18 protein-coding genes are annotated in these 24,723 nt (G+C 67.8%); 10 read left to right on the plus strand and 8 right to left on the minus strand.

Features of this window, described 5'->3' with window-relative positions; all coding sequences use genetic code 11:
* The first annotated feature begins 1 nt into the window (after position 1).
* The 3 genes from ACLHIH_RS07835 (at position 2) to ACLHIH_RS07845 (ending at position 3,869) form a co-directional block, all read left to right on the plus strand.
* Positions 2–1,183 carry an acyl-CoA dehydrogenase family protein gene (locus ACLHIH_RS07835; RefSeq protein WP_411316154.1) on the plus strand — a complete coding sequence of 394 codons (1,182 nt, stop codon included), beginning with the start codon at positions 2–4 and terminating at the stop codon, positions 1,181–1,183.
* Between the two features lie 71 nt (positions 1,184–1,254).
* Entirely contained in the window at positions 1,255–2,595 is a 1,341-nt protein-coding gene (locus ACLHIH_RS07840; RefSeq protein ID WP_411316155.1) for an O-antigen ligase family protein, read from the plus strand.
* Complete coding sequence (locus ACLHIH_RS07845; RefSeq protein WP_411316156.1) at positions 2,592–3,869, plus strand: O-antigen ligase family protein; 1,278 nt, start codon at positions 2,592–2,594, stop codon at positions 3,867–3,869. The genes ACLHIH_RS07840 and ACLHIH_RS07845 overlap by 4 nt, the downstream gene beginning before the upstream one ends.
* 53 nt (positions 3,870–3,922) lie before the next feature.
* Here ACLHIH_RS07845 and ACLHIH_RS07850 read toward each other — a convergent pair whose 3' ends face one another.
* Positions 3,923–6,412, minus strand: a complete 2,490-nt coding sequence (locus ACLHIH_RS07850; protein ID WP_411316157.1) for a glycosyltransferase — start codon at positions 6,410–6,412, stop codon at positions 3,923–3,925.
* A gap of 181 nt (positions 6,413–6,593) precedes the next feature.
* Here ACLHIH_RS07850 and ACLHIH_RS07855 point away from each other — a divergent pair, with 181 nt between their 5' ends.
* From ACLHIH_RS07855 to ACLHIH_RS07865, 3 genes are read left to right on the plus strand one after another with little or no spacing between them, the layout of a single operon-like run.
* Positions 6,594–7,535, plus strand: a complete 942-nt coding sequence (locus ACLHIH_RS07855) for a glycosyltransferase family 2 protein (RefSeq protein ID WP_411316158.1) — start codon at positions 6,594–6,596, stop codon at positions 7,533–7,535.
* Entirely contained in the window at positions 7,525–9,123 is a 1,599-nt protein-coding gene (locus ACLHIH_RS07860) for a DUF2142 domain-containing protein (RefSeq protein WP_411316159.1), read from the plus strand. Before ACLHIH_RS07855 ends, ACLHIH_RS07860 begins: the two co-directional genes overlap by 11 nt.
* A complete protein-coding gene (locus ACLHIH_RS07865; RefSeq protein ID WP_411316160.1) occupies positions 9,120–10,628 on the plus strand; it encodes a hypothetical protein in 1,509 nt (502 codons plus the stop codon). The genes ACLHIH_RS07860 and ACLHIH_RS07865 overlap by 4 nt, the downstream gene beginning before the upstream one ends.
* Here the strand turns inward: ACLHIH_RS07865 and ACLHIH_RS07870 are convergent.
* From ACLHIH_RS07870 to ACLHIH_RS07885, 4 genes are read right to left on the minus strand one after another with little or no spacing between them, the layout of a single operon-like run.
* Positions 10,625–11,863, minus strand: coding sequence for a polysaccharide pyruvyl transferase family protein (locus ACLHIH_RS07870; protein WP_411316161.1), 1,239 nt, complete (start codon positions 11,861–11,863; stop codon positions 10,625–10,627). The genes ACLHIH_RS07865 and ACLHIH_RS07870 overlap by 4 nt on opposite strands.
* A gap of 2 nt (positions 11,864–11,865) precedes the next feature.
* Positions 11,866–12,831 carry a lysylphosphatidylglycerol synthase domain-containing protein gene (locus ACLHIH_RS07875; protein ID WP_411316162.1) on the minus strand — a complete coding sequence of 322 codons (966 nt, stop codon included), beginning with the start codon at positions 12,829–12,831 and terminating at the stop codon, positions 11,866–11,868.
* Positions 12,832–12,833: 2 nt separating this feature from the next.
* Complete coding sequence (locus tag ACLHIH_RS07880) at positions 12,834–13,916, minus strand: nitroreductase family protein (protein ID WP_411316163.1); 1,083 nt, start codon at positions 13,914–13,916, stop codon at positions 12,834–12,836.
* 43 nt (positions 13,917–13,959) lie between these two features.
* Complete coding sequence (locus ACLHIH_RS07885) at positions 13,960–16,857, minus strand: glycosyltransferase (protein ID WP_411316165.1); 2,898 nt, start codon at positions 16,855–16,857, stop codon at positions 13,960–13,962.
* Between the two features lie 207 nt (positions 16,858–17,064).
* Between ACLHIH_RS07885 and ACLHIH_RS07890 the strand changes: the two genes are divergently transcribed.
* The 3 genes from ACLHIH_RS07890 (at position 17,065) to ACLHIH_RS07900 (ending at position 20,408) form a co-directional block, all read left to right on the plus strand.
* Positions 17,065–18,201, plus strand: a complete 1,137-nt coding sequence (locus ACLHIH_RS07890; protein WP_411316167.1) for a glycosyltransferase family 2 protein — start codon at positions 17,065–17,067, stop codon at positions 18,199–18,201.
* A 74-nt stretch (positions 18,202–18,275) separates the two neighbouring features.
* Positions 18,276–19,175, plus strand: a complete 900-nt coding sequence (locus tag ACLHIH_RS07895) for an ABC transporter permease (protein WP_411316168.1) — start codon at positions 18,276–18,278, stop codon at positions 19,173–19,175.
* A gap of 33 nt (positions 19,176–19,208) precedes the next feature.
* On the plus strand, positions 19,209–20,408 hold the full coding sequence (locus ACLHIH_RS07900) for an ABC transporter ATP-binding protein (protein ID WP_411316169.1): 1,200 nt from the start codon (positions 19,209–19,211) through the stop codon (positions 20,406–20,408).
* 1 nt (position 20,409) lies between these two features.
* Here ACLHIH_RS07900 and ACLHIH_RS07905 read toward each other — a convergent pair whose 3' ends face one another.
* The gene (locus tag ACLHIH_RS07905; protein WP_411316170.1) at positions 20,410–21,204 is read right to left on the minus strand and encodes a hypothetical protein; all 795 of its coding nucleotides are present in this window, start codon (positions 21,202–21,204) and stop codon (positions 20,410–20,412) included.
* Between the two features lie 147 nt (positions 21,205–21,351).
* On the opposite strand from ACLHIH_RS07905, the gene ACLHIH_RS07910 reads away from it, so the two are divergent.
* The gene (locus ACLHIH_RS07910; protein WP_411316171.1) at positions 21,352–23,127 is read left to right on the plus strand and encodes a cell wall-binding repeat-containing protein; all 1,776 of its coding nucleotides are present in this window, start codon (positions 21,352–21,354) and stop codon (positions 23,125–23,127) included.
* Positions 23,128–23,230: 103 nt separating this feature from the next.
* On the opposite strand, the gene rfbA is transcribed toward ACLHIH_RS07910, so the two are convergent.
* The gene (rfbA, locus tag ACLHIH_RS07915) at positions 23,231–24,094 is read right to left on the minus strand and encodes a glucose-1-phosphate thymidylyltransferase RfbA (RefSeq protein WP_411316172.1); all 864 of its coding nucleotides are present in this window, start codon (positions 24,092–24,094) and stop codon (positions 23,231–23,233) included.
* A 3-nt stretch (positions 24,095–24,097) separates the two neighbouring features.
* Positions 24,098–24,709: a dTDP-4-dehydrorhamnose 3,5-epimerase family protein gene (locus ACLHIH_RS07920; RefSeq protein ID WP_411316173.1), complete on the minus strand. Its 612-nt coding sequence runs from the start codon at positions 24,707–24,709 to the stop codon at positions 24,098–24,100.
* Between the last annotated feature and the right edge of the window lie 14 nt (positions 24,710–24,723).

The raw sequence follows: 24,723 nt of genomic DNA on the forward strand, positions 1-24,723 counted from the left end.
CATGACCTTCGAGCCCCTCAGCAGCGACTTCTACGGATACGAGAACGCCCTCAGCGACGAGGAGAAGGCCCTCATCATCGAGTTGCGCGCGTTCCTCGAAGCCGAGGTCCGCCCCCTCGTCAACGACCTGTGGTCGAACGCGGAGTTCTTCCCCCGCCACATCGTGCAAGGGCTCGCCGACCTCGGACTCTTCGGGCAACCGTGGGAGGAGACCAAGCGCTTCGACAACTCCGCGGTCTTCCGCGGCTGGGTCGCTCTCGAACTCGCGCGAGTGGATGCGAGCCTCGCGACCCTCGTGGGAATGCAGAACGGTCTCGTGATGGGGTCCATCGCCGTGGCGGGGTCGCCCGAGCAGCGCGCCGAGTGGCTCCCGAAGTTCGCGTCGGGAGAGCTGCTCGGTGCATTCGGGCTCACCGAACCGCTCTCGGGCTCCGATGCGGCGCAGGGGCTGCGCACGACGGCGACCCTCGAGGGGGACTCGTGGGTGCTCAACGGCGCCAAGCGGTGGATCGGCAACGGCTCGATCAGCGACGTGACGATCATCTGGGCGAAGGACACCGCCGACGGCCAGGTGAAGGGCTTCATCGTCCCGACGTCGACGCCCGGGTACTCGGCGACGCGCATCGAGAACAAGCAGGCCCTGCGCATCGTGCAGAACGCCGACATCACCCTCGAGAACGTCGTCGTTCCCGAAGCCAACCGCCTGCAGAAGTCGAAGTCGTTCCGCGAGACCGCGGCAGTGCTGCGCCTCACGCGCGCCGAGGTCGCGTGGGCCGCCGTCGGAAACTCGGTCGGCGCCTACGACGCCGCCGTGAAGTACGCCGACGAGCGCGTGCAGTTCGGCAAGCCGATCGGCAGCCACCAGCTCGTGCAAGACCTGCTCGCGAAGAGTCTCGGCAACATCACCGCGTCGATCGGCATGGTCACTCGCGTGTCGGCGATGCTCGACGAGGGCACCCAGCGAGACGAGCACGCCTCGCTCGCCAAGTTCTACACGACGGCGCGCATGCGGGAGACCGTGGCATGGTGCCGCGAGCTCATGGGTGGCAACGGCATCGTGCTCGACTACGACGTCATCCGCTACTTCGCCGATGCCGAGGCGATCTACTCCTACGAGGGCACGCGCGAGATGAACACGCTCATCGTGGGTCGCGCGATCACGGGCAAGGCCGCGTTCGTCTGATCGGCGCCGCCCACCCGCGCTGCCGCCCTCCCGCCGCGGGATCACCGGGGTGCGGGCGGTAGCCTTGCCCCATGACGACGCTCGATAGCCGCGGGTTTCTCACGGGGTTCGCGGCCTTCGTGTTCTTCACGGGCTTCGCCGCCGACGCGTGGCGCAATTCGATCACGTGGTGGGGCTACGGCGTCGTCGTGATCGCGTCGCTCGTGCTCGCGATCGTCGTGCTCGTGAGGCACCGCCTGGTGCTCCGCGCGAGCGATGTGCCCGTGCCTCTCGTCGCGTTCCTCGCGCTGTGCGCCGCGTCGATCGTGTGGTCGCGCTATCCGCTCGAGTCCGCCGCCGGGCTCCTGTTGCAGCTCCTCACGACGACGATCGGGCTCGCTGTCGCGCTCACGGTCGATCGCGCGGCGATCCTCCGGGCTCTCGGTCGAGCGCTCACGGCGATCCTCGCTCTGTCGCTCGTCTTCGAACTCGTCGTGGCCTTCGTCGTGCGTGCCCCCGTGCTGCCCGTGTGGGTCGTGGGCGCCGATCGCGTCGACCCGCCCCTCCTGCTGTTCTGGTCGCGCAACGTGCTTCTCGACGGCGAACCCGTGCAGGGCATCGTCGGATCGTCGAGCCTCCTCGCGATGGTCGCTTTCCTCGCGATCATCGTTCTCGGCGTGCAACTCGCGGCGGGCATGATCCGCCGATCACGCGCGATCGCGTGGCTCGCCCTCGCGGGCGCAACGGTCGCGATCACCCGATCCGCGACCGTTCTCCTCGGCCTCGTCGCCGTCGCCGTCGTGCTCGCCATGATCCTGATCGTGCGACGCACCCCCTCGGGTCGGCCGCGCGCGATCGTCTACGGGTCGCTCGCGGTGGCGGGCGTCGGTCTCGTCGCGATCGCCCTCGTCGCGAGGGAGGGCATCCTGAGCACCCTCGGCAAGAGCTCCGACCTCACCGGGCGGGCGGGGATCTGGGAGGCCGTCATCGGACTCGCCGAGCAGCGCCCCGCCCTCGGGTGGGGATGGATCAGCTTCTGGGCGCCGTGGCGCGAGCCGTTCGCCGACCTCGTGACCCGCAACGGGGTCGTGCAGCTGCACGCCCACAACGCGTGGCTCGACGTGTGGCTACAACTCGGGATCGTCGGGCTCGTGGTCTTCGGCGCCCTCGTTCTCTCGACGACACTGCGCGCGTGGTTGCTCGCGACCGATCGCGTGGTGACCTCGGCCTCCGAGCGCGGACGATTCTCGTCCGTCTCACTCGCCGCCCCCCTGCTCATGACGGCTCTCCTCGTGCAGTCGCTCGCCGAGAGTCGGTTGCTCATCGAGGGCGGCTGGCTCCTGCTCGTCGTCCTCGCCGCGTCGACGAAGGCGAGCCACCCGTCGAGGGCGCGCTCCCTCCCCTCAGTGGTCGACGCCGAGGTGCGATCGTGACCCCACCGCCGCACCGCACCCTCATCGAGGTCGGGGTGTCGGTGCTCGCGTCGGCACGGTTCACCCAAGCGCTCACCGTCGCGATCCTCGGCACCGCCTTCCTGTCGTCGACGGTCAAGGCGACGATGGGGTGGGAGGGGCTCATCGGCGCCCTCGTGTGCCTCGTCGTGCTCGCGGGCGCCTCCCTCGCTGTGTCGCGCGAGGAGATCGAGTGGCGCGGGTTGCTGCCGATCTCGCTCATCCTCTTCATCGGATGGTGCGGAGCGACGATCCTCTGGAGCGATTACCAGTGGGCGACACTCGGCTCGATCGCGTACCAGGTCGCGTTCGCCTCACTCGGGGTCTTCGTGGCGCTGCGGCGCGATCTCATCCAGATCGTCCGCGCGGTCGGTGATGTGCTGCGCACCGTTCTCGTCGCGTCGCTCGCCCTCGAAGTGCTCGTCGGCATCCTCCTCGACACCTCGGCCCCGTTCCTGAGGATCGACGGGTCCCTCGCCGACGGCGGCCCCATCCAGGGCCTGCTCGGAACGCGCAACCAGCTCGGCCTCGTCGCGGTCATCGCGCTCATCACCTTCTCGATCGAGCTCGTCACGCGGTCCGCCGATCGTGGGCTCGCGGTGGGGTCGATCGTGCTCGCGGCCCTCTCGGTGTGGTTCACCGGGTCGCCCGTGAGTCTCGGGGTGCTCGCCGCCGTCGCCGTGACCTCGGCCGTGCTCGTGTGGTTGCGCCGGCTCGATCCCGACCCTCGACGGGTCGCGCAGTTCGCGCTCCTCGGCACGACGGTCTTCGTGCTCACCGCGGCCTTCGTGTTCCGCTCGCGACTCATCGCCGTGCTCGACGCGGGCAGCGAGTTCGAGTTCCGCTACAGCCTCTGGCTCGACGTCGTCGAGCGCGCGGCCACGAGAACCGTCGAGGGCTTCGGATGGCTCGGCCTCTGGCGGCGCGACCTGCCCCCGTACATCGGCATCGACCCCTTCGGGCCCGCGCACTCGTCGGCACTCAACGCCTACCTCGACGTCCTCCTGCAGACCGGCATCGTCGGGCTCTTCGCGTTCATCGCGCTCCTCGGGCTCACGCTCGTGCGATCGTGGCTGCTCGCGTCGAACAAGCGGAGCGTCGTGTTCGCGTGGGTCCCCCTCGTGCTCGTCGCACTCATCCTCACCTCGGCGGCCGAGAGCTCGATCCTCGTCGAGTTCGGCTGGCTCCTGCTCGTGATCTGCTGCGTGCGCTCGGCGCACGAGCTGAGCTGGAGATCGCGACTCCCCGAGGCGTAGACCGCGTCGCCCGGCGCCGGTAGGGCGGCGCAGCGCGGCTGTCGAGTGCCCGCTCAGCGCCCGCGCAAGCGCTTCAGTCGGCTGCCGACCTTGCGGGCGACCGTCGAGATGCCACCGTGCTTCAAGTAGTGCGCGGCGAGCTGCACGTCGTGACGGATGCCGTGCGGCCGCTGCCTGCGCCGCATCGCCGCCGAATCGGTCGCCCTGCCCGACGCCCCGACGACACCCTGTCGGTCACCCGCGTGCGCCGGCTGGGCCATGAAGTCGGTGAGGGGGCGCAGGGTCTCCTCCCAGAAGAACCGCGTGCGCACCCTGCGGATGTTCCGTCGGCTCGTCGCGATGAACTTCTCGTCGAAGAGGATGCGGTCGAGCGCCGCCGCGAGAGCGTCGACATCCCCCGAGGGCACGACGATGCCGAGCTTCTCGGTCGCGACGAGCTCGGCGAAGCTGTCACCCTCGGTCACGACCATGGGCAGTTCGGCCCAGAGGTAGTCGAGGATGCGCGTGCGGAACGAGAACGTCGTCTCGACGTGCGAGAAGTGCGTGCTCACCCCCGCGTCGGCCTCGGTGAGGTAGTTCTGGCGGTCGGTGTAGTCGACCCACGAGTCGTTGAAGAACACCGAGGTGTCGAGGGCTCCGAGTTCGGCGGCGAGGCGACGCGATTCGGCGACGATCGCCATCTCGGGCACGCCGGGGTGCGGGTGCTTGGTTCCCTGGAAGAACAACCGCACGTCGCCGTGGGTCTCGCTGACCTTCGCGACCGCGCGGATGAGGGTCTTCGGGTCGAACCAGTTGTAGAGCCCTCCACCCCACAGGAGCACCTTGTCGTCGGCACCGATGCCGGGCTTCACTCCCTTGAGCACCGTCTTCTCGTGACGGGGCGGGGTGCTCGTCATGCCGAAGGGGGCGACGGCGATGAGCCCGTCGAGGTCGGGGTCGTCGGCGTAGTTCGCCGGGTTGATGCGGCCGAGGGCCGCGAGCTGACCGAGGTAGAAGTGCCGCTGACGCTCGGAGGCGCACAAGAAGAAGTCGCCGCGCGCGAGCTGCTCGTTGAGAACGTCGGTCGCGTCGTCCACTTGCTTCGCCCACGTGGCCGCCGGGAGTTCGCGGCCCTGCTCGAGCTGCTCGAGGTGCATGGGGTCGTAGATGTCGACGACGACGATCTTCGACGTCGACCGCAGGGCCGAGAAGACCGCCATCGCGTGCCCCTGGAAGATGATGACGTCCGCCCACTTCTCGTAGGGCGCGAACGCGCGATCGTCGCCCGCTCGCACGTGGGCGATGTCGAACGGCGCGTCGAGCGGCTCCGCTCCCGAGAGCGTCACGACCGTCACGGCGTTGTCGTCGGCGAGAGCGACGGCCATGTTCCACGCGCGGATGGCGGGGCCCGCCATCTTGTCGCCGAGAGGGTCGCCCGTGATGATGAGCACGTTGCGCGTCGCGGGGGGCTCGGTCACGTTGAAGGTCGTCACGAGATTCTCATACCCCCGGAGATAGCTCTCCTCCTGATAGACGGGCGCGTCGGCGTGCCCGAAGAGGCGCCAGATGCGGTTCTCGGGAACGACCCTCGTCGCTTGGATCCGCTCGCGGTCCGTGCGGAGCGACGGCAGCTCCTCGACGAACCGGTCGATCGCGAAGAGGGGCGCGAGCGTGGTCGACGCGATCGTCGTCTCGGGCTCGTTCGCGCCCGGCGAGCGCAACTCGAACTGCTCGGAGTCGACGGCCCCCTGCGAGATGCCGCGGCGCACCGACAGGGCCATGGCGGCGGGCAGTATCTCGGTGAGCGACTCGTCGCCGAGATTCTTGTAGAGCGTGAAGAGCGCGTTGCGCTCGAGCAGGTAGGTCTCCTTGTGTGCACCGAACGACGACATCGACGCGTGGTGCTTGTGGTAGGCGAGCGAAGCGGGCGCGTAGGCGTATCGCCACCCGCGCAGGTTGAGTCGCCACCCGAGGTCGACGTCTTCGAAGAACATGAAGTAGCGCTCGTCGAAACCGCCGAGCTCGTCGAACACCGACCGGCGCACGAACATCGCCGACCCGGTGCCGAACAGCACGTCGGTAGGGTCGTCGACCCTCTTCGGGATCGCCTGGGCGGTCCAGGGCTTGAACCCCATGCCGTACCAGGTCATCGCCGACCCGATGTAGTCCACGAGTTCGCCGTCCCAGTCGAGCACGCGACTCGCGACGGCACCGATGCGGGGCGATTCGCCGAACTTCGCGACCGCGGCGCTGACCCACGCGGCATCCGGCTTCGCATCGTTGTTGAGCAGCGCGATGAACTCGCCCGAGCTCGACGCGACACCGAGGTTGCACCCGCCGGCGAACCCCGTATTGGTCTTCGACACGATGAGCGTCACGTGCGGGGCGGCGGCACGGATGCGCTCGGCGCTGTCATCGCCCGACGCATTCTCGACGACGACGATCTCGAGCAGCTCGCTCGGCCACTCGAGTTCACCGAGAGTGCGGATCGCCTCGATGGTGTCGTCGGCACCCCGATAGTTGACGAGGACGACAGACACGACGCCTGGGCGCAGCTCAGGCATGGGGACCCACTTCCACTCCGTTGACTCGGACGATCCTACTGGTGCCGGTGCGGGAGACCCGGTCGGCACGACGCGGCGGCTGGCCGACGGGTGTACCACCGGGGATTAGACTGTCTGCACATCGTGGATATGGAGCGCGGCTCCGACGCCGCCCGACTGCGACATCGCTCGAGGAATTTTTGTGAAGCTTTTTATCCAGATTCCGTGCCTCAACGAAGAAACGACTCTTCCGCTCGTGCTCGAATCGATCCCCCGGCAGATCGACGGCATCGACGAGATCCACATCCTCGTCATCGATGACGGATCGAGCGACCGCACCGTCGAGGTCGCGAAATCCTATGGGGTCACCCACTTCGTGCATCACACCCGCAACATGGGTCTCGCCCGCTCGTTCAGCGACGGCGTCGACTACGCCCTCCTGCACGGCGCCGACATCGTCGTCAACACCGACGGCGACAACCAGTACCCCCAGGCACGCATCGCCGACCTCGTGCAGCCCATCCTCCGGGGTGAGGCGGAGATCGTCATCGGCGATCGCCAGACCGCGACGGTCGCCCACTTCTCCCCGTTCAAGAAGCGGATGCAGCAGTTCGGCAGTTGGGTCGTCAGTCGCGCCGCGGGGCTCAGCCTCCCCGACGCGGCGAGCGGATTCCGCGCCTACTCGAAGTACTCGCTCATCCGACTCAACATCGTCACGCGGTTCAGCTACTGCATGGAGACGATCATCCAGGCGGGCTACAAGCGACTCGCGATCGCGAGCGTGCCGATCGAGATCAACGCGAAGACGCGCGAGTCGCGCTTGTTCAGCAACATCTGGGAGCACATGTTCCAGTCGGGGTCGGCGATCGTGCGCGCCTACCTCATGTATCGCCCCTACGCGCTCTTCGCGTGGATCAGCGCCCTGCTCGCGGCCCTCGGCCTCATCCCCTTCATCAGGTACCTCGTGCTCACGACGCTCGAGGTCGCGGGTGACCACTTGCAGTCGCTGCTCCTCGGTGTGCTCCTGCTCATCGGCGCTCTGCTCTCCCTCGTCATCGGCGTCGTCGCCGACCTCACGAGAATCAACAGGACGTTGAGCGAAGACACGCTCGACTACCTCAAGATGCAGCGATATGGCAGCTGACGCCCGTCCGGTGCGACCGCGGTCGTCTCGCCGCGAACGTCACGCCCTCGTGGCCATCACGGCGGCGTTCTTCGCGATCCTGACCCTGTGGGCGTTCCTGACCCCGGCGTTCCGCGCCCCCGACGAGGGTGCTCACTACAGCAGTGCCGTGCGCATGGCGACAGATCCGGAGTGGCCAGCCCCGGGCGACGGTGAGTACCTCGCCTCGGTCCACCTCATGGACAAGTTCGGTCCGGGAACCCGCGCCGACGAGCGTGAGACGTTCGACGAGCTCACGGCCGAAGCGCCCGGAGACAGCGACCGCATCGACCAGATGAGTCAGCACCCGCCGACCTACTACGTCATCGCGGGCGCGGTTCTCGCCGCCACCGATTTCGAAGACGAGCGGTGGGACATCGGGTTGCTCACGCTCCGCATGCTCAACGTGCTGTTCCTCGTCCCCCTCCCACTGCTCATCTGGAGCGCCGTGCGACGCGTGACCGGGTCGCCCCGCGCGGCCCTCGTCGGCGCCGTGTCGATCCTCCTGATCCCGCAGGTCGCCCAGATCGGGTCGTCGGTCACGAACGACTCGATGGTCATCCTCGGCGCGGCGGCCCTCACGTGGCTCGCCTCGAAGGTCATGACGGGCGACTCCCGATGGCGCACCCTCGTCGCGATGGGCGTTGTGCTCGGGCTCCTCATCTTCACGAAGGGGACGGGTCTGCCCGCCGTACCGTTCGTCGCCGTCGTCATGCTCTTCGGTCGGGGCCGCGCGATCCCGTGGGGGCGCCGCATCCTCGCGGCACTCGTTCCCCTCGGCATCGCGGGAGCTCTCGGGGGCTGGTGGTGGATTCGCAACATCCTGCTCTACGGCGAAGTGCAACCGAGTGGGCTCGCCGAGGCGCGTCCCCGCGTGCCGTGGGCCGAGGGGAGTGGGCCAGACATCCACTTCTACCTCACTCAGTTCTGGAACGGTCTCTCCGCGAGCTTCTGGGGATACTTCGGTCGACTCGAGATTCCGATGTCGTCGATCGTCACCGACCTCCTCACGGTCGTGAGCCTCCTGGTGATCGCGATCTACGCCTTCCGGCGCGGGCCGCTCCGGCGCGACGCCTGGGTCCTCGCGTCGTTCCCGATCGCGACGCTGCTGTTCCTCGGCTACACGACGTGGAGCGTCTACGAGCGCACCCAGGTGACCTACGCGATCCAGGGTCGCTACCTCTTCTCCGCCGTCGTCGCCCTCATCCTGCTCGCGGCCATCGGTGCGCTGCGCGGGATCCGCGACGAGCGCGCACGGGTGAGGTTCGGCTTCGCCGCGACGTGCGCGGCGATCGCCGTGAGTGCCTACGGCGTCATCCTCGCCTTCGACGGCTTCTACAACAGGGAGAACAACATCTCCCCCGTGAGCTCGCTCGGCAACTGGGCGGCGACGTCGACCTTCGGCATCGTCGGTCTCGCGATCGTCGGCACTCTCGTCGCCGCGACGTGCACCGTCACCCTCGTCGCGATGTGGCGCGCCCTGAAAGCTCCGACACCAGCGACAGCGGCGGCCATCCCCGCCACCACCGACGGCGGCTCCACGCCCGAAAGGGCCCCAGCGCCTCGATGACAACACTCACGACGTCCCTCAGGCGGCTCGACCCCGGCGCCGTCACCGTCGCGCTCGCGTGGATCGCGATCGCGGTGACCTTCCTCTCGGTCACGATCGTCGGCATCCTGACCCTTCCGTGGGTCGGGACCGCCGACGCGTTCGATCACCTCGACTACGTCTACCAGGTCTCACAGGGACAGCTTCCGCAGCCCGTCGGCCACGAGTGGACCACGCACGGCGAACCGTCGTTCGAGGCGAAGATCGCCGCGCGGCAATTCTCGTCGGCTCACCCCCCGCTGTGGTACGCGATCGGAGCCGCGCTCGTGGGCGACACGCTCGCGGGCCCGGACTGGCGCCACGGCGTTCTCGTGTTGCGGCTCGTCAACACCGCGATCGGTCTCGCCGGCCTCGCCGTTCTCGCCTGGGCGGGATGGACTCTCGGCTACACCCGACGCGTCGCCCTCGCCATCACCCTCCCGGCGATCGGCGGCTTCACCTTCTACTACCTGCGGTTCTCCGCCGAGGTCTACAACGACCTCCTCGTGACGCTCCTCTCCCTGCTCGCCGTGACGATCAGCTGCCGGCTCATCCAGGGCGGCATCTCCGCGAGACTGTTCGTTCCGCTCGTCATCGTCTCGACGCTCGGCTTCGGAACGAAAGCGACGTTCGTGCTCTCGTGGGGAGTCGCGGTCGTCGCGGTCGTCGTCGCGGGCATCCTGCACCGTAGGGCGGGCGGTCGACGCTGGTACCTGCGGCCGCTCGTCGCGACGGGAGTGCTCCTCGCCGTGCCGATCGCGGTCTTCGGGTGGTTCTACGTGCGCAACGCCGAGCTCAGCGGAGCCTGGTACCGCTCGACCCCGAAAGCCCCCGTGGGCACGCGGCAGGAGCGGAGCCTCGTCGACAACCTCGTCGACCCGGACTTCTACACGATCGTGCCGCGCGCGCTGCTGCACCGCGGGACCACGGACTACCGCGCGCTCGCCGAATCGGCGTCCGTCGCCCTCTTCGCCGTGCTCGTCGCCATCACGATCGCGGTCGTGATCCGCTGGATCGTCCGTCGCAAGCAGAATCCTCTGACGCCCGCGGGCCGAATCGAGATGGCTCTGCTCACGACCCTCATCCTCGGTCACCTCGCGGGCTCCTACGTGCTGCAGCTCAGCCACGCGAGCGGCTACGGGGCCTACAACTGGAGGTACTTCCTCCCGTCGACGATCTCGATCGCGATCATCCTCGGTCTCGGTATCGCCGCCCTCCCGCGCGCGCGCATCGTGCTCATCCCCGCGGCCATGACGGTGCTGTGGGGATGGAACCTGTGGGCCTTCGTCGCCTACCGGGCAGACACCGTGCCCGGAATCGGCGACATCGTGGCGACCTCGATGGTGCTCGCGGGCCGCAACGGGGCTCCCGAGTGGGCTCCCGTCGTCGGCATCGTCGGCGCGGTCGCGGGAACCCTCGCCCTCCTCGCCGTGCTCGTCGCCCGCAGGGCGACCCTCGCCGAGGCTCCGCGCGCGCTCGAGGACTAGCGCTTCGAGAGCACGAGCTCCGCGATGAGGTCGGCCTGCTGCACCGAGAGCGCCTTGACGGCGGGCAAGTGCTCTTCGAGCTTCGCCCTGACGCTGTCCTCCGCCGCCTCGAGCTCACGGAACCGCGCGATCATGGCGTCGGCGGATGCTGTCGCGAACCCCATGGCCCACTCCTCGAGGTCGAACATCTCGAGCACCTCGCGGTACTTGTGGCTCCACCCGATCACGAGGGTCGGGACCTTCATCGCGAGAGACGAGACCATCGCGTGGAACCGACTCGCGATGAAGAAGTCGCAGCGGCCGATGAGATAGCGCAGAACCTGCGACGGCAGCTCGGTGTCGGCGAAGAGAACGCGATCGCGGTGGTCGATGCGGGCGAAGAGGTCGCGGCACAGCGGCAGGTCGTTATTGTGCGTCGCGTCGGTGCCCGTGCGCACGCTGTGCGGCACGAGGAAGACTTTGAGGCCCCGCGCGGTCAGATGGTTGATGAGAGCGACGACATGCGCGCTGTAGTCGCCCGCGGCGCCGGCGGCATCGACCTTCTTCTGAACGACGACACTCGGGCTGATGCCAACGACGCGCCCCTCGTCGAAGAACGCGGTGTCGAGCACACTCGAGGCGACATCGTGCTCGGTGCCGTCGAGCTCGAGCGAGAAAGCGTAGTCGGCCCCCGCGTGGATGTTGGTGAGACCGAGCCCGCGAGCGAAGTCGTGCGTGATGCGCCCGCGCGTGACGATCGTCGCGACCTTGGGCAGGAACGTCTTGGCGGCGATCCTGTTGACGGGCGACATGAACGGCCCGACGGCCTGAGCGCACTTGAACACGGCCGTGCCGATGTTGAGCGCGGGGAGTATCGAGGCGACGTTGTAGAGCAGGAACTTCTCACGCCCGTCGGCGAAGGTGATGCCGCCCTGATCGAGCAGCACGTCGGACTTCGCGAGGGCCGCGACGGCGCGCGAGCGGCTCCTGAGGATGGACCTCGCGGGCCGGAGCACCCGGTAGGCGAGAGCGAGGGTGTTGATGTTGACCCCGAGCTGGCGCGGTCGCGCGTCGATGATCTCGACGTCGGCGTGGTCGTTGAGCGCGGCATCCTCCGACGGATACATGCTGAACAGGGTGAAGGTGACCCCGGGGATCCTCGCGCGGAGCGTCGTGATCGCGCTCTCGAGCATCGCCGAAGCCCCCTTGTTGCCCGAGAATGCGGAGCCGATGATCGAGATGTGGGGAGAGCGCACAGTCAGGAGTCTTTCTTGGAGAGGGCACGGAGGGACCCATAGAGCATAGCCACGACCGCGTCGGCCGCCGTGCTCAGGAGGCGCGCGAGGATGGCCGCGACGATGGATTCGGCGATCGTGAAGCCGCCGGCGACGAGACACACCGCGAGCACGCCCTCGCGCACACCGAGGCCGCTCGGCACGAAGACGGCGAGGATGCCGATCGCCCCGGCGAGCACGTAGGCCGCGGAGAGCAGCGCCCAGTCCGACGGCTCGATGGGCCGGAACGACGCGACGACGGCGACGAAGCCGAACGCGTTGACGACGCGCGGGAGCGTGAAGGCGAGGATGAAGCCCGCCGACGCTGTGACGGGCAGGAAGTAGGCGGGCGGGAGGTCACGCTTGATCGCGCGACGGCTCACGACGTCGAGCACGCGACGGAACAGGGGCGGTGTGAGCACGACGACGAGGAGACCGGCCGCCGCGATCGCGAGCACGATCGTGAGGCCGTCGAGGGCGAAGGCGTCAGGCCCCGCGACGACGAGGAGGATGATCGCGCTCGGCACGATCGACGCGACCTGGAGGAAGACGTTCTCGTAGATGAACGTGATGACGATGAGGGCGCGGCTGAACCCCTGCTTCGCGCCCCACATGACCTTGTTGACGAGCGAGCCCACTTGCCCGGGGATGTATTTGAGCAACCACGAGGCGGAGTGCACCATGACACCGTCGCGCACGGAGACGTGGAGCCCCGGCTCGCTCAACCTGTTGACGATCGCCGCCCACAGCACTCCCGAGAGGGGAACCGCGGCCGCGAACAGCACGATCGCCGCGATCCAGAGCCAGCTGAACGAGAGGTCCTGTTCCCGCACCTGCGCCCAGTTCTCGACGAGGGCGAGCGTGAACAGCACGCCCACGACCCCGACGATCACGACGGTCGCGACCCGACGCCAGAGTTTCTTCGAGCGCAGCCACTGCGGAACCCGCACGATCAGCCGAGCGCGTTGAAGCGGCGGATGGAGTCGAGCTCCTTCTTCTGCGAGTAGGGGACCATTCCTTCCGGGTGCGCATAGCCGACGGCGATGAGCATGACGACCCGCTCCGAGACCTCGAGGCCGAGCGTGCGCTGCATCTTGACCTCGAGAGGCTCGAAATCGGGCCAGTTGATGACGCTCGAGCTCAGGCCGAGGGTCTCGAGGCCGAACATGAACGACATCGCCGCGAGAGACGAGTCGACGTAGATCGCGTGGCGGTCGCGCGGGCTGAAGTAGCTGTCGAGCTTGCCGACGACGACGACGATCGCGGGGATGTTGTGGGCGTATCCCGCCGCTCCGAAGGGGATCGACGAGACGGTGCGGACCATCTTCTCGTCGTCGAAGACCCGGAACTCGTAGGGGAGCCTGTTGCACGCGGTCGGGGCCTGACGCGCCACTTCGAGCGCGCGGTCGATCGACTCGCGCGGCACCGGCCGGTCGTCGAACCAGCGCACCGAGCGGCGCTGCATCGCGAGTTCCTCGAGCTGTTCGAACGTCACCGACGAGATCTGCTTCTTGTGGTACGGCACCAACCCGGTCTCGCTCGGACGGTAGCCGACGGCCTCGAACGCCGCACGGGCGGCCGAGATGGTCGGGTCGGTCGTGCCCGTCGCCGAGAAGAACTCCTCGAGCACGTTGTGCGCCCAGTCCATCTCGCCCCGGTCCATAGACGAAGGCGATGCGGCGACCTGCTGCGCGGCGAACCGGTAGAACTCGAGCGTCTCGCCGATGTAGTCGCGCGCGAAGACCTCGCGCCGCGGCCGCATGATGAGGCCCTTCTCCAAGCGGTGGATGTTACGGCGCAACTCGACGTGCGAGCGGCGGTGCGCCTTCTTGTTGCGGTAGTAGTTGCGGCGCCCGCGGAGCGTCGCCGCTTGCTCGCGGTTGAACGTGATGAAGCTCACGAAGAAGAACAGGTGCGAGAGGATGCGGCTCGATCCGAAGGTCTCGAGGAACGCCCTGTTGACGTTCTCGTAGATGCGGCGGATCCACGCGATCGCGAGGAGGTCCTTCGCGACGTTCTTGAGTCGGTTCAGCACGCGCGGCTCCTCGGAGTCGAGTGGGCGGGTGTGGTCGAAACGGTCATCGGTCTCTCTCCGGGTCGCACAGGTAGTCGTAGATGTGGTCGAGGGCGGCATCCCAGTCGGAGTGCTTCTCGGCGATGGTCTCGAGCCCACCGCTCGCGATGCGCGCGCGCAACTCGGGGTCGGTCACGAGACGGTCGAGTTTCGCGACGACGTCGTCGAAGGAGCGCATCGACATCTCGGCGTTGACGCCGTCGTCGAAGAGCCACGTGAACCAGTGGCTGTCGGGCACGACCATCGCGACCCCGCTCGCCATGAGCTCGAGCGGGAGATACGAGGGGTGGCGCGAGATCTGCATCGTGATACCGATGTCGGCGTCGCGATAGAGCCGCCCGGTCTCGCGATAGTCGATGAGGCCGAGGTCGATGAAGTCGGCGCTGTCGGGGAGGTACCGAGCGCCCGCAGCGACGATGCGAACCCCGTCGCCGTGACGGCGCTTGATCTCGGCGAGGGCGGCGTAGACGAGCTCCCAGCAGTTGCGGAAGTGGTCGCGCGCGTACGCGAAGATCGTCACGGGAGCGTCGGGATCGGGGGTCTCCCGCCCCTCGGCGTGGAAGATCGACGCGTCGACGGCCGGGATGAACGACGTCGCCTTGCCGCCGTACTCGCCCGTGTAGCTCTCGAACATGCTCGGCGTGTTGCAGATCGCGTAGAGACCGAGCCTGTACGACTCCTCGGCCATCGCGAACATCGTGCTCGCGGCGTAGAAACCGGGCTCGAAGTCCTGCACGAGGTAGAACTTGCGCTTCACGTCGTTCGAGCGCGCGACGTGCATGGCCGTGAGCCACAGCGTCGCGACGGCCGCATCCGCCCCGGGGATCTCCTCGATCGATGTCGCGCTGCCGTCGTAGAAGTGCACCTCGGCGTCGGCGAGGTTCGGGAACGCGGCGGCGAGGGCCGAGGTGAAGAAGAGCGGGTTCGGTGCCGCGAGCACGACGAAGCGGTTGACGACGCCGTGGTCGCGCGCGAGCTTGTCGGCGAGGCGGAACGCCGTGTTGAGCCCACCGAAGAACGGCATGTCGATGTCGGGGATGAACCAGTTGACGGTGCGGATCTCGAACGGTGCCGCGTTGTCGGCGTGGGTCTTGTGCACGTCTTCGACGGTCTCGCGCGAGACCGACGCGGTTCCCAGGAGGCCTCGGGCCTCGTCGGAGATCGACGCCGACTGCGCGACGCTTCCGTAGGGTCGGCCGAGGGTCTCGAGGGCGCGCTTGATCGGCACCTCGTCGTCGGTGCGTGCGAAGCGCGGGACGGCGGCCGACCGGGAGATGTTGGGCGACGAGTAGGGGTCGCCGTTGCGCAGCCACGGGTTGTACCGCCAGTAGCTCGCGAAGAAATCTTGCGGGGGAACGTGCGTGCCGCGCGTGATCGACTCGTAGTGCCTCACGACGTCGAAGGGGATGACCGCGTTGCGACGGCCGTGGATGACCTGGTCGAGCCCGAGCACGACGTCGCTCCCGGTGAGTTCGAACCTCTCGTCGAAACCGCCGACCTCCTCGAAGTCGCTGCGGCGGATCGCGACGCACGCGCCCGTGACGGCGAGGGAGTTGCGGTACCAGTTGGTCGGCCCGATGAGGGTGTCCTCGTGGGGGTCGAGGCCCACGAAGAGGTTGTCGGCGAAGCCACCGGGGCCCACGACGACACCGGCATGCTGGATGAGCCCGTCGGCTCGGAGATGACGGAATCCGACGGTGCCGACTCCCTCGCGCAGAAGGAGTCCGACCGATTCGCGCAACCAGCGGGGGTCGACGATCTCGGTGTCGTCGTTGAGGAACACGATGACGTCTCCGACAGCGGACCTCGCCCCGACGTTGTTGACCCGCGAGTAGTTGAACGGGGTCTCGCTCCACCAGGTCACCGAGAGGTCGAGCTGCAAGTTCCACTGCTCGTACCACTCGCGGTTCTCGGGCGACTGCTCGCCGTTGTCCATGATGGTGACGTCGAGGTGCGGGTAGTCGGATGCCGCGAGGCTCGGCAGGAGCACCGAGAGGTTGGAGCGGGAGTGCCGCGTCGGGATGACGACCGACACGGTCGGCCACACGCTCGGCTCGAAGAAGGTGCGCACGATGCCGTCGTCGACGACCGCGCGAGCGACCTCGCCGCGGCGCGCGAGGGCCGACTCGACCATCTCGGCGTCGGCGGCGACGACGCGATCGTCTGCCCCCTCCACCTCGGAGAGGAGCACCTCGGGGATGGACCCGACGCGCGTCGTCGTCGGGTCGATCGCGAGGAGGTTGCGCCAGAGGGCGCGCGGCCCGAGCGATTCCCCCGCCTCCGCATCGAGGATGCGGGGCGAGATCGCGAACGCGCGACCGAGGTAGTTGGCTCCGAGGAGGATCTCGGGCGACCACTCCGGGCGGAATCGCGGCGATTCGCGGCGCCGTGCTCCGCGCGTATCGGAGTCGAAGTAGATCAGGTCGAGGCGCGGGTCGATGCGGTGCTTCTTGGCGATCTGAGCGAGAGCGGTCGGCTCGAGCACGTCGCCCTCCCTCAGGAAGAGCACGAAGTGCGACGTGAGAGTCTCGAGGATCGCCGCGAGATCGTCGCCGTCGTGAGCCCAGCGGATGTCGACGCGACCGACCGACTGCCGGTGGATGCTGTCGACCGTCGCGCTCGAGCTCTTGGCGTCTCCCGGGCCGCCCCGCAAGACGACCGTGAAGTCGGTCGTGACCGCGCCCGAGCCCTCGACGATGACCGGATCACGGTGCTGTCGGCGCCATGCGCCGTAGGCGTCGTCTCCCGCGCCGGACACGACCTCTTCGCGGATCGCGGTCGAGACCGATCGGGTCACCCCGCGCGCGTCGCGCAAGGCTCCGTAGCCGATCCGGGCGACGCGTCGGCTCGAGCTGTCCTGCGGAAGAACGCGGCGCAGCCGCCCCACAATCCACTGCTTCACGGGGGTGGGCCTTTCCTCGAGGGTGTGGTGGTCACACGACGCCGGACAGGAGTCTGCGGTGAACATGCTAATCGCTCGACGCCGCGCGCCCGGTGCGCCGCCGGCCGACCCGCGCCTCTCGCGCTCCGGCTCACCCCTCCTGACCGACTTGCGCGGCCCAGACGCGTAGGCCACCCTCGGGTGGAGCCCCAACCCGAAGGAGTCCACGTGAAGCTCGGACTGACGATGATGGTTCGCGACGAAGCGGACATCATCGAGAGCACGGTGAATTTCTATCTCGAGCAGGGTGTCGACACCCTCGTCATCACCGACAACGCGTCGACGGACGGCACGACGGAGATCCTCCAGCGCCTCGCGGATGCCGGCAGCATCCTCCTCGAGCACGACCCCGTGCATCGCAAACAGCAAGCCGCGGTGGTCACTTCGATGGCCCGCCGGCTCTCGACGGAGCACGGTGTCGACTGGGTCATCAACGCCGACGCCGACGAGTTCCTCCTCCCCGTCGACCGCACCCTCGACTTGCGCGCGGTGTTCGAGGCGATGCCGACATCGATCGGCTCCTTCCTCGTTCCCGTCGTCAACATGATCGGTCCGCTCGTGCGCCGCGGCTCCCGCCTCGCAGACTTCGTGTGGCGCGACGGCCGGACCGTCGACGAGCTCCGTGCTGTGGGGCTTCAGAGCCACCCGACCCCCAACGCGATCCACGTCGGCGCCCCCGACGTGACTGTCGCCCAGGGCAATCACGCCGCGAGCATCCCGAACTCGGGAGGTGTGCCCGCGGGCCTCGAGCTCGAGGTGCTCCACGTGCCGTGGCGCGCGTGGGAACAATACGAGCACCGCGTCGACATCTCGGGGGCGGCGTATCTCGCCAACCCCTCGATCACGCCGAGCCCCAACCACCACGGCATGCTCGACTTCGCGCGCTTGCGAGCGGGCGTTCTCCTTCCCTACTACGCGGCACGATTCCCCTCCCCCGACGACCTCGAGGCTGGCTCCGCCTTCACACGGGACGACGGCCTCCTCGCGCGGTTCGGCGGCGCGGCCGACTCGACCTCGCCCCCCGTCGATTTCCCCGCCGACCTCGTGCGCGTGCTCTCCGACTCCGGCCGCGCCCTCATCGCTCGTGAAGCCGACGTCGCGACCGCGCGAACGGAGCTCGTGCACGCACGCGACGACCTCGAGAGCGAGCGGATCGCGCGACGTGAGCTCGACGAGGTCGTGCGCACGCAGCGCGCCGAACTCGACGCGCTCCACGCCGAACTCCACTCCCTGCGCTCGAGGACGGTCGTGCGGGCGACCGACGCTCTCGCCTCCCGCGTGCGAAAGCTCAGGCCCGGTGCCTAGCGCCCCCGAAGCAGACGGGGATGTCGGCGCGTGTAGAGTGATGCGGTTGTCGACTAACCCGCCGGGAGGCTCCGATGGACCCTGCTGAGAGATTCGCCAGCCTCGAGAAGCTCCCCTTCGTGAACACGACCAAGTCGCGGTCGTTCACGGGAGCCGTGCAATCGATCCAGGACATCTTCCGTCATCGCGAGATGCTCAACCTGCTGATCAGGCGCGACCTCAAGTCGCGATACAAAGACAGCGCCCTCGGTTTCGTGTGGACGCTCATCCGCCCTCTCACGCAGCTCATGATCTACTACGTGGTCATCGGCAAGTTCCTCGGGGCCGAGCGCGGCATCCCGGACTTCGCCATCTACGTGTTCACGGGGCTCACGGCGTACGGCCTCTTCAGCGAGATCATCGGCGGGTCGACGTCATCGATCGTCGCCAACGGCGGGCTCATCAAGAAGGTCTACCTCCCCCGCGAGGTCTTCCCCCTCGCGAGCGTCGGGTCCGCGCTCTTCAACTTCTTCATCCAGCTCGGCATCCTCATCATCGCGACGATCATCGCGGGGGCGATCCCCCTCTCGGTCGACATCTTCTACCTCATCCCGTCGCTCGCGATCCTCGTCGTCTACGGCACGGCGTTCGGGCTCCTGCTCTCCGCCGTCAACGTCTACCTCCGCGACATCCAGTACCTCACCGAAGTGCTCCTCCTCATCATGCTGTGGGCCTCGCCCGTGGTGTACGCGTGGGAGATGGTGCGCGACATCGTCGGATACGGCCTCCTCCTCGACATCTACACGAACAACCCCGTCACCCTCGCGGTACTCGGTTTCCAGCAGGCGTTCTGGGTCGGGGGAGACGGCGTCGTCGACTACCCAGGCGAACTACTGCCGCGCATGCTCGTGGCGATCGTCATCGGCCTCGGTCTGCTCATCGGCTTCCAGCGCGTGTTCGCCCGCCTCCAGGGCAACTTCGCACAAGAGCTGTAACCGGTGCCGCGCATTTCGAGTGAGAGAGAACCAGTGACAGAAGTACCGACCATCGCCGTCGTCGACTCGGTGTCGAAGCGATTCGTCATCCGCCGCGACAACTCGCTCAAAGAGCGCCTCGTGACCCTCGGCCGCCTCGGGCGTCGTCATCGTGAGGAGTTCTGGGCACTGCGGGACGTCTCGATCTCGATCCCCGCTGGCACGACCGTGGGGCTCATCGGACACAACGGCTCGGGCAAGAGCACCCTCCTCAAGGTCATCGGCGGAATCATCGACCCGACCTCCGGATCGGTCAAGCGACGCGGACGCATCGCGGCCCTCCTCGAGCTCGGGGCGGGGTTCCACCCCGACCTCACCGGTCGGGAGAACGTCTACCTCAACGCCTCGATCCTCGGCCTCAGTCGCACCGAGACCGACGAGAGGTTCGACGACATCCTCGCCTTCGCCGGCATCGGCGACTTCATCGACACCCAGGTCAAGTTCTACTCCTCGGGAATGTACGTGCGGCTCGCCTTCGCGGTCGCGGTGCACACCGACCCCGACCTGCTCCTCGTCGACGAGGTTCTCTCCGTCGGAGACGAGGCGTTCCAGCGCAAGTGCCTCGACAAGATCCGGTCGTTCCAGGCCGAGGGGCGCACGATCATCCTCGTGTCGCACTCACTTGGCCAGGTGTCGGAGATGTGCGACCACGTCGTGCTGCTCAACAAGGGCAACGTCGAGTTCGAGGGTGACCCCGTCGAAGCCGTCGCGCGATTCCGCGACCTCCTCGAAGACCAGCGCCTCGAAGACGCCTCCGTCGCTCCCCCCGCGCCCGAGACGCTCGGTCGCGTGCGCGCAGCGACCGCGGGGCCGGTCGACGGCAAGCCCGGCGACCCCGTGGCGCCGGGAAGCGACTTGCGCATCACCGTCGATCTGACCCACCAGGCCGTCATGACCGACTGGGTCTGCGCGATCCAGATCGACACGGCGCTCGGGCACGCGACCTACGGAACGACGTCGAAGCGCCTGGGCGCCGAGCTCACGCCGCTCTCGGGCGACCGCCGCGTCGAGTTCATCCTCAAAGACGTGCAGTTCGGAACCGGCAAGTACTTCGTCAACGTGTCGCTCATGGACAGCATCGGGCGACACATCCACGATCGACCGCAGTCGTGCGCCTTCGACGTTCCCGACTACGACCTCGCCGTCGGCATCGTGCACGCCGTTCCCGAGTTCCGCGACCTCGGAGAACGCTGACTCACGTCGTCGCGCGCTTCTGACCTCCGAGGTACTCCCAGAAGTCCTGCTTGAGCTCGGCCTGACCGTGCGCCTGATTGGTCTCGTCCATGACGAACGCGATCTCGACGTCGAGTTTGGCCAGCCTGAGTCCTCGCGCGAGCGCGAAATGGTTGAGCCACATGTCGTCGAGCAACCAGAACGGCGCGGGGATGTCGGTGAAGAACCGAGGGTCGCGGAAGAGCGTCGCGGGGCACACCATCCCGCCCGTCCCCGCGTAATCGACGCGGTCGCCGACGCGCGCGGCGGTGCGGTCGAAGTAGACCGAGTGCACCGTGAACGCCCACCACGAGGTGAGGGCGAGAGGGTCGTACTGCTCGAGGGCAGACGAGACGAAGCGCGAGTCGACATCCTCGTCGTCGTCGAGAACGATGATCGGGCCCTCGTAGCCCGCCACCGCGAGCCGACGAGCCCAGTAGAACCGCGCGATCGCCCCGAGGTTGAAGGGCGAGTGCACGATGTCGACGCGGCGGAGCGATCCCCGGGACTCGTGCGCAGCGATCGCCGCGTCGTAGGTCTCCCTGTCGGCGCGCGTGTTGTTCCACAGAAGGAGCACGACGCCCTCGGGGTGCTCCTGACCGTCGAGCATCCGGAGGATGTGCTCGAGACGGCTCGGTCGATTCCACAGGCACATGACGACGATCGCCTCTCGACCGCTGACCGCGGAGAAGTCGTGGCGATCGAAGCGGAACCGGCCGGCGAGGAGCCGTCGACGGATGGCGTTCTTGACGAGGGACTTGATGCGGCGCGGTGTCACGCGTCGAGCCTAGAGCGCGCCACGCCCCGGCCGGGTCGTGGACACCCGCCGCGAATGATGACAGCATGGCCAGGTCTGCGGCGTCGGGGTCGACGACCGGCCACCGGAGTTCGCGGGGGTGCGTAACAACGGGGGAATGACTTTTTCATGGATACACGTGTCTCGAATGCTCCGCGACGACGACCGGTGCGATGGCTCGTGACGGTCGCGCTCACCCTCACGCTCGCGGCGACAGGCCTCGTGCAGGGCACCGACCGCGCCGAGGCCCTCACCGCGAGCGACTTCAAGGCCGGCACGATCATCAGCGACAGCGAGTTCTACGACAGCTCCGCGATGACCGAGAAGCAGATCCGGGACTTCCTCAACGCGCGCATCGGAAACTGTCTGACCGATCAGTGCCTCAACGTGCGCACCGACAGGGTCGCGTCTCGAGCCAGGATCGTCTCCGACAGCACGGGCAACGTGCGGTGCGAGGCGTTCCAGGGCGGGACGGCGCTGAGCGCGGCGACCGTCATCTTCCGAGTGCAGCGCGCGTGCGGCATCAGCGCCAAGGTCATCCTCGTGACCCTGCAGAAGGAGCAGGCCCTCGTGACGAAGAACAACCCCTCGAAGGCCGCTCTCGACCGGGCCATGGGATACGCGTGCCCCGACACGGCCCCGTGCGCCATCAACTCGCTCGGCTTCGGCAACCAGATCTACCAGGGGACGCTGCAGCTCAAGACCTACAAGGCGAGCCGCTTCGGCATCCAGCCGGGATCGCGCGCGATCCAGTGGCACCCCAACGCCGCGTGCGGCAGCCGCACGGTCAACATCACCAACTACGCGACCGCCGCGCTTTACAACTACACGCCGTACCGCCCCAACCAGGCGGCGCTCAACAACCTCCGCGGAACCGGTGACGCGTGCTCGTCGTACGGCAACCGCAACTTCTGGGTGTTCTACAACGACTGGTTCGGCTCGCCCATCGTCGACACCCCCGCCCCGCTGCCGCCCAACATCACTCCCGCCGCAACGGCGACGCGCACCGCGGGCGTCAACCGCTTCGACACGGCCGTGCAGATCTCGCGCGCCAACTACGCCCCGCGGACGAGCACGGTCTACGTGGCCAACGGATTGAACTTCCCCGACGCCCTGAGCGCCGCCCCGGCAGCCGCGACGAACAACTCCCCGCTCCTGCTCACGAGGCGCGACGGCATCGACCCGGCGACGCGCGCTGAGATCCAGCGACTGCGACCGTTGCTCATCGTCATCTCGGGGGGTGTCGACGCCGTCTCCGAGGCCGTCGCAGCCGATCTCGCGACGATCGCGCCCGTGCGTCGAGACAGCGGGGGCAATCGCTACTCGACGTCGCTCGAGGTCGCTCGCGGCGCATTCGCGGCGAAGGGTGCGACGGTCGCCTACCTCGCGACGGGGCGCGGCTACGCCGACGCCCTCTCCGCCGGTGCGGCAGCGGGATCGGTCGACGCCCCCGTGATCCTCGTCGACGGTAGCGCGAGCACCCTCACCGACGAGGCGATCACCCTCCTCGGCGACCTCGGCGTCGAGGAGGTCAGGATCGCGGGCGGGGTCGCGGTCGTGAGCACCGACATCCTGCGCAACACCAAGGGAATCAACGGCGGCACGGCCGTGACGCGCATCGCGGGCGTCAACAGGTTCGAGACGGGCGAGAAGCTCAACGCCGCAGCCTTCGCGAACGCCCGCATGGGAACGATCTACGCGGCGTCGGGCACGGCGTACTCCGACGCCCTCGCCGGCGCGGCGCTCGCCGGCAAGAACAACAACCCTCTGTATCTCGTGCCGAAGAACTGCATGCGCATCCCCCTCGCGCAGAAGATGATCGCGGCGAGGACCACGAGCATGGTCATCCTCGGGGGCACGTCGGTCGTGACGGGCGAGGTCGCGAAGTACACCAACTGCCGCTAGGCCGAGCGCCCCGGACGAACGAAACGGGGCGAGGGAGTCATTCGACTCCCCCGCCCCGTTTCTGCTGCAGCGTTCTGCCGCAGCGGTTGTGCTGCTACCTCACTCAGCCCGCGAGCAAGCGGCTCAAGTAGGTTCCGTATCCACTCTTCACGAGGGGGGCGGCGATCGCGGCGAGTTCCTCGTCGCTGATCCACCCGGCACGCCACGCGATTTCCTCGATGCAGCCGATCTTGTAGCCCTGGCGATCCTCGACGACGCGCACGAACTCGGTCGCCTGCACCATCGACTCGAACGTTCCGGTGTCGAGCCACGCCGTTCCGCGGTCGAGCACCTGCACCTGCAGCTTTCCGTCGTCGAGGTACATCTCGTTGATCGTCGAGATCTCGAGCTCCCCGCGCGCGCTCGGCGTGATGGTCTTGGCGACCTCGACGACCGAGTTGTCGTAGAAGTACAACCCGGGCACCGCGAAGTTGCTCCGCGGCTCGACGGGCTTCTCCTCGATGGAGAGCGCGCGGAAGTCGTCATCGAACTCGACGACGCCGTAGGCGCGGGGATTCGACACGTGGTACGCGAAGATGAGCGCGCCGTCGACGTCGTTGTGGCTGCGGAGGTTGGACCCGAGTCCGACACCGTGGAAGATGTTGTCGCCGAGCACGAGGGCGACCTTCTCGTCACCGATGAACTCCTCGCCGATGATGAACGCTTGGGCGAGGCCGTCGGGAGACGGCTGGACGGCGTAGCTCAAGCTCACACCGAGCTCGCTGCCGTCGCCGAGCAGTCTCTGGAACTGCGCCTGGTCATCGGGTGTCGTGATGATGAGGATCTCGCGGATGCCGGCGCGCATGAGCGTCGACAGGGGGTAGTAGATCATCGGCTTGTCATAGATGGGCATGAGCTGCTTCGAGATGCCCCGCGTGATGGGCCACAGGCGCGTTCCGCTGCCTCCGGCCAAGATGATTCCGCGCATGGGTCAGACCTCCCCGTTGTCGAGCTGCTGGTAGAACGAGCGCGTGGCTTCCCAGGTCGGCAGCAGCCCGGTCTCGGCCGCCTCGGCGAGCGACGGGGCCGACGTGTCTTTCGGCGACAGGAGCGCTTCACCCGCTTCATCGGGGAACTCGAGGCCGATCTGCGCATCGAGGGGGTTGATGCCGTGCTCGGCTGCCGCGTTGTAGACGTCCGACACGAGGTAGCTCACCGTCGCGTCGTCGGTGAGGGCGACGAAGGCGTGCCCGAGGCCCTCGGGGATGTAGACGGCCTTGCGGTCGACGGTGTCGAGGCGCACGGCGTCCCACTGTCCGAACGTCGGCGAACCGACCCGGATGTCGACGATGTAGTCGAGAACGGCTCCGTGGGTCACCGTGACGTACTTGGCCTGACCGCGCGGGATCGACGCGAAGTGGATGCCGCGCACGACGCCGCGCTTCGAGACCGACGTGTTGGCCTGCCGGAGCGACAGCGGGTGGCCCACAGCCTCTTCCAGCCGGTCGAAGCGGTACCACTCGAGGAACACACCTCGGTCGTCTTCTCGTTGGATCGGGGTGATCTCGAAGGAATCAGGGATCGACAGCTCACGGATTAGCACGTGCAGAATCCTAT

The sequence above is a fragment of the Marisediminicola sp. LYQ134 genome, from assembly GCF_046599635.1.
Lineage (GTDB): Bacteria > Actinomycetota > Actinomycetes > Actinomycetales > Microbacteriaceae > Marisediminicola.

Bases quoted from the DNA above. Each gene is read 5' to 3' on its own strand.
- ACLHIH_RS07835 (WP_411316154.1), top strand. From the start codon at position 2: ATGACCTTCGAGCCCCTCAGCAGCGACTTCTACGGATACGAGAACGCC.
- ACLHIH_RS07910 (WP_411316171.1), top strand. From the start codon at position 21,352: ATGGATACACGTGTCTCGAATGCTCCGCGACGACGACCGGTGCGATGG.
- ACLHIH_RS07860 (WP_411316159.1), top strand. From the start codon at position 7,525: ATGGCAGCTGACGCCCGTCCGGTGCGACCGCGGTCGTCTCGCCGCGAA.
- ACLHIH_RS07895 (WP_411316168.1), top strand. From the start codon at position 18,276: ATGGACCCTGCTGAGAGATTCGCCAGCCTCGAGAAGCTCCCCTTCGTG.
- ACLHIH_RS07850 (WP_411316157.1), bottom strand. From the start codon at position 6,412: ATGCCTGAGCTGCGCCCAGGCGTCGTGTCTGTCGTCCTCGTCAACTAT.
- ACLHIH_RS07840 (WP_411316155.1), top strand. From the start codon at position 1,255: ATGACGACGCTCGATAGCCGCGGGTTTCTCACGGGGTTCGCGGCCTTC.
- rfbA (WP_411316172.1), bottom strand. From the start codon at position 24,094: ATGCGCGGAATCATCTTGGCCGGAGGCAGCGGAACGCGCCTGTGGCCC.
- ACLHIH_RS07865 (WP_411316160.1), top strand. From the start codon at position 9,120: ATGACAACACTCACGACGTCCCTCAGGCGGCTCGACCCCGGCGCCGTC.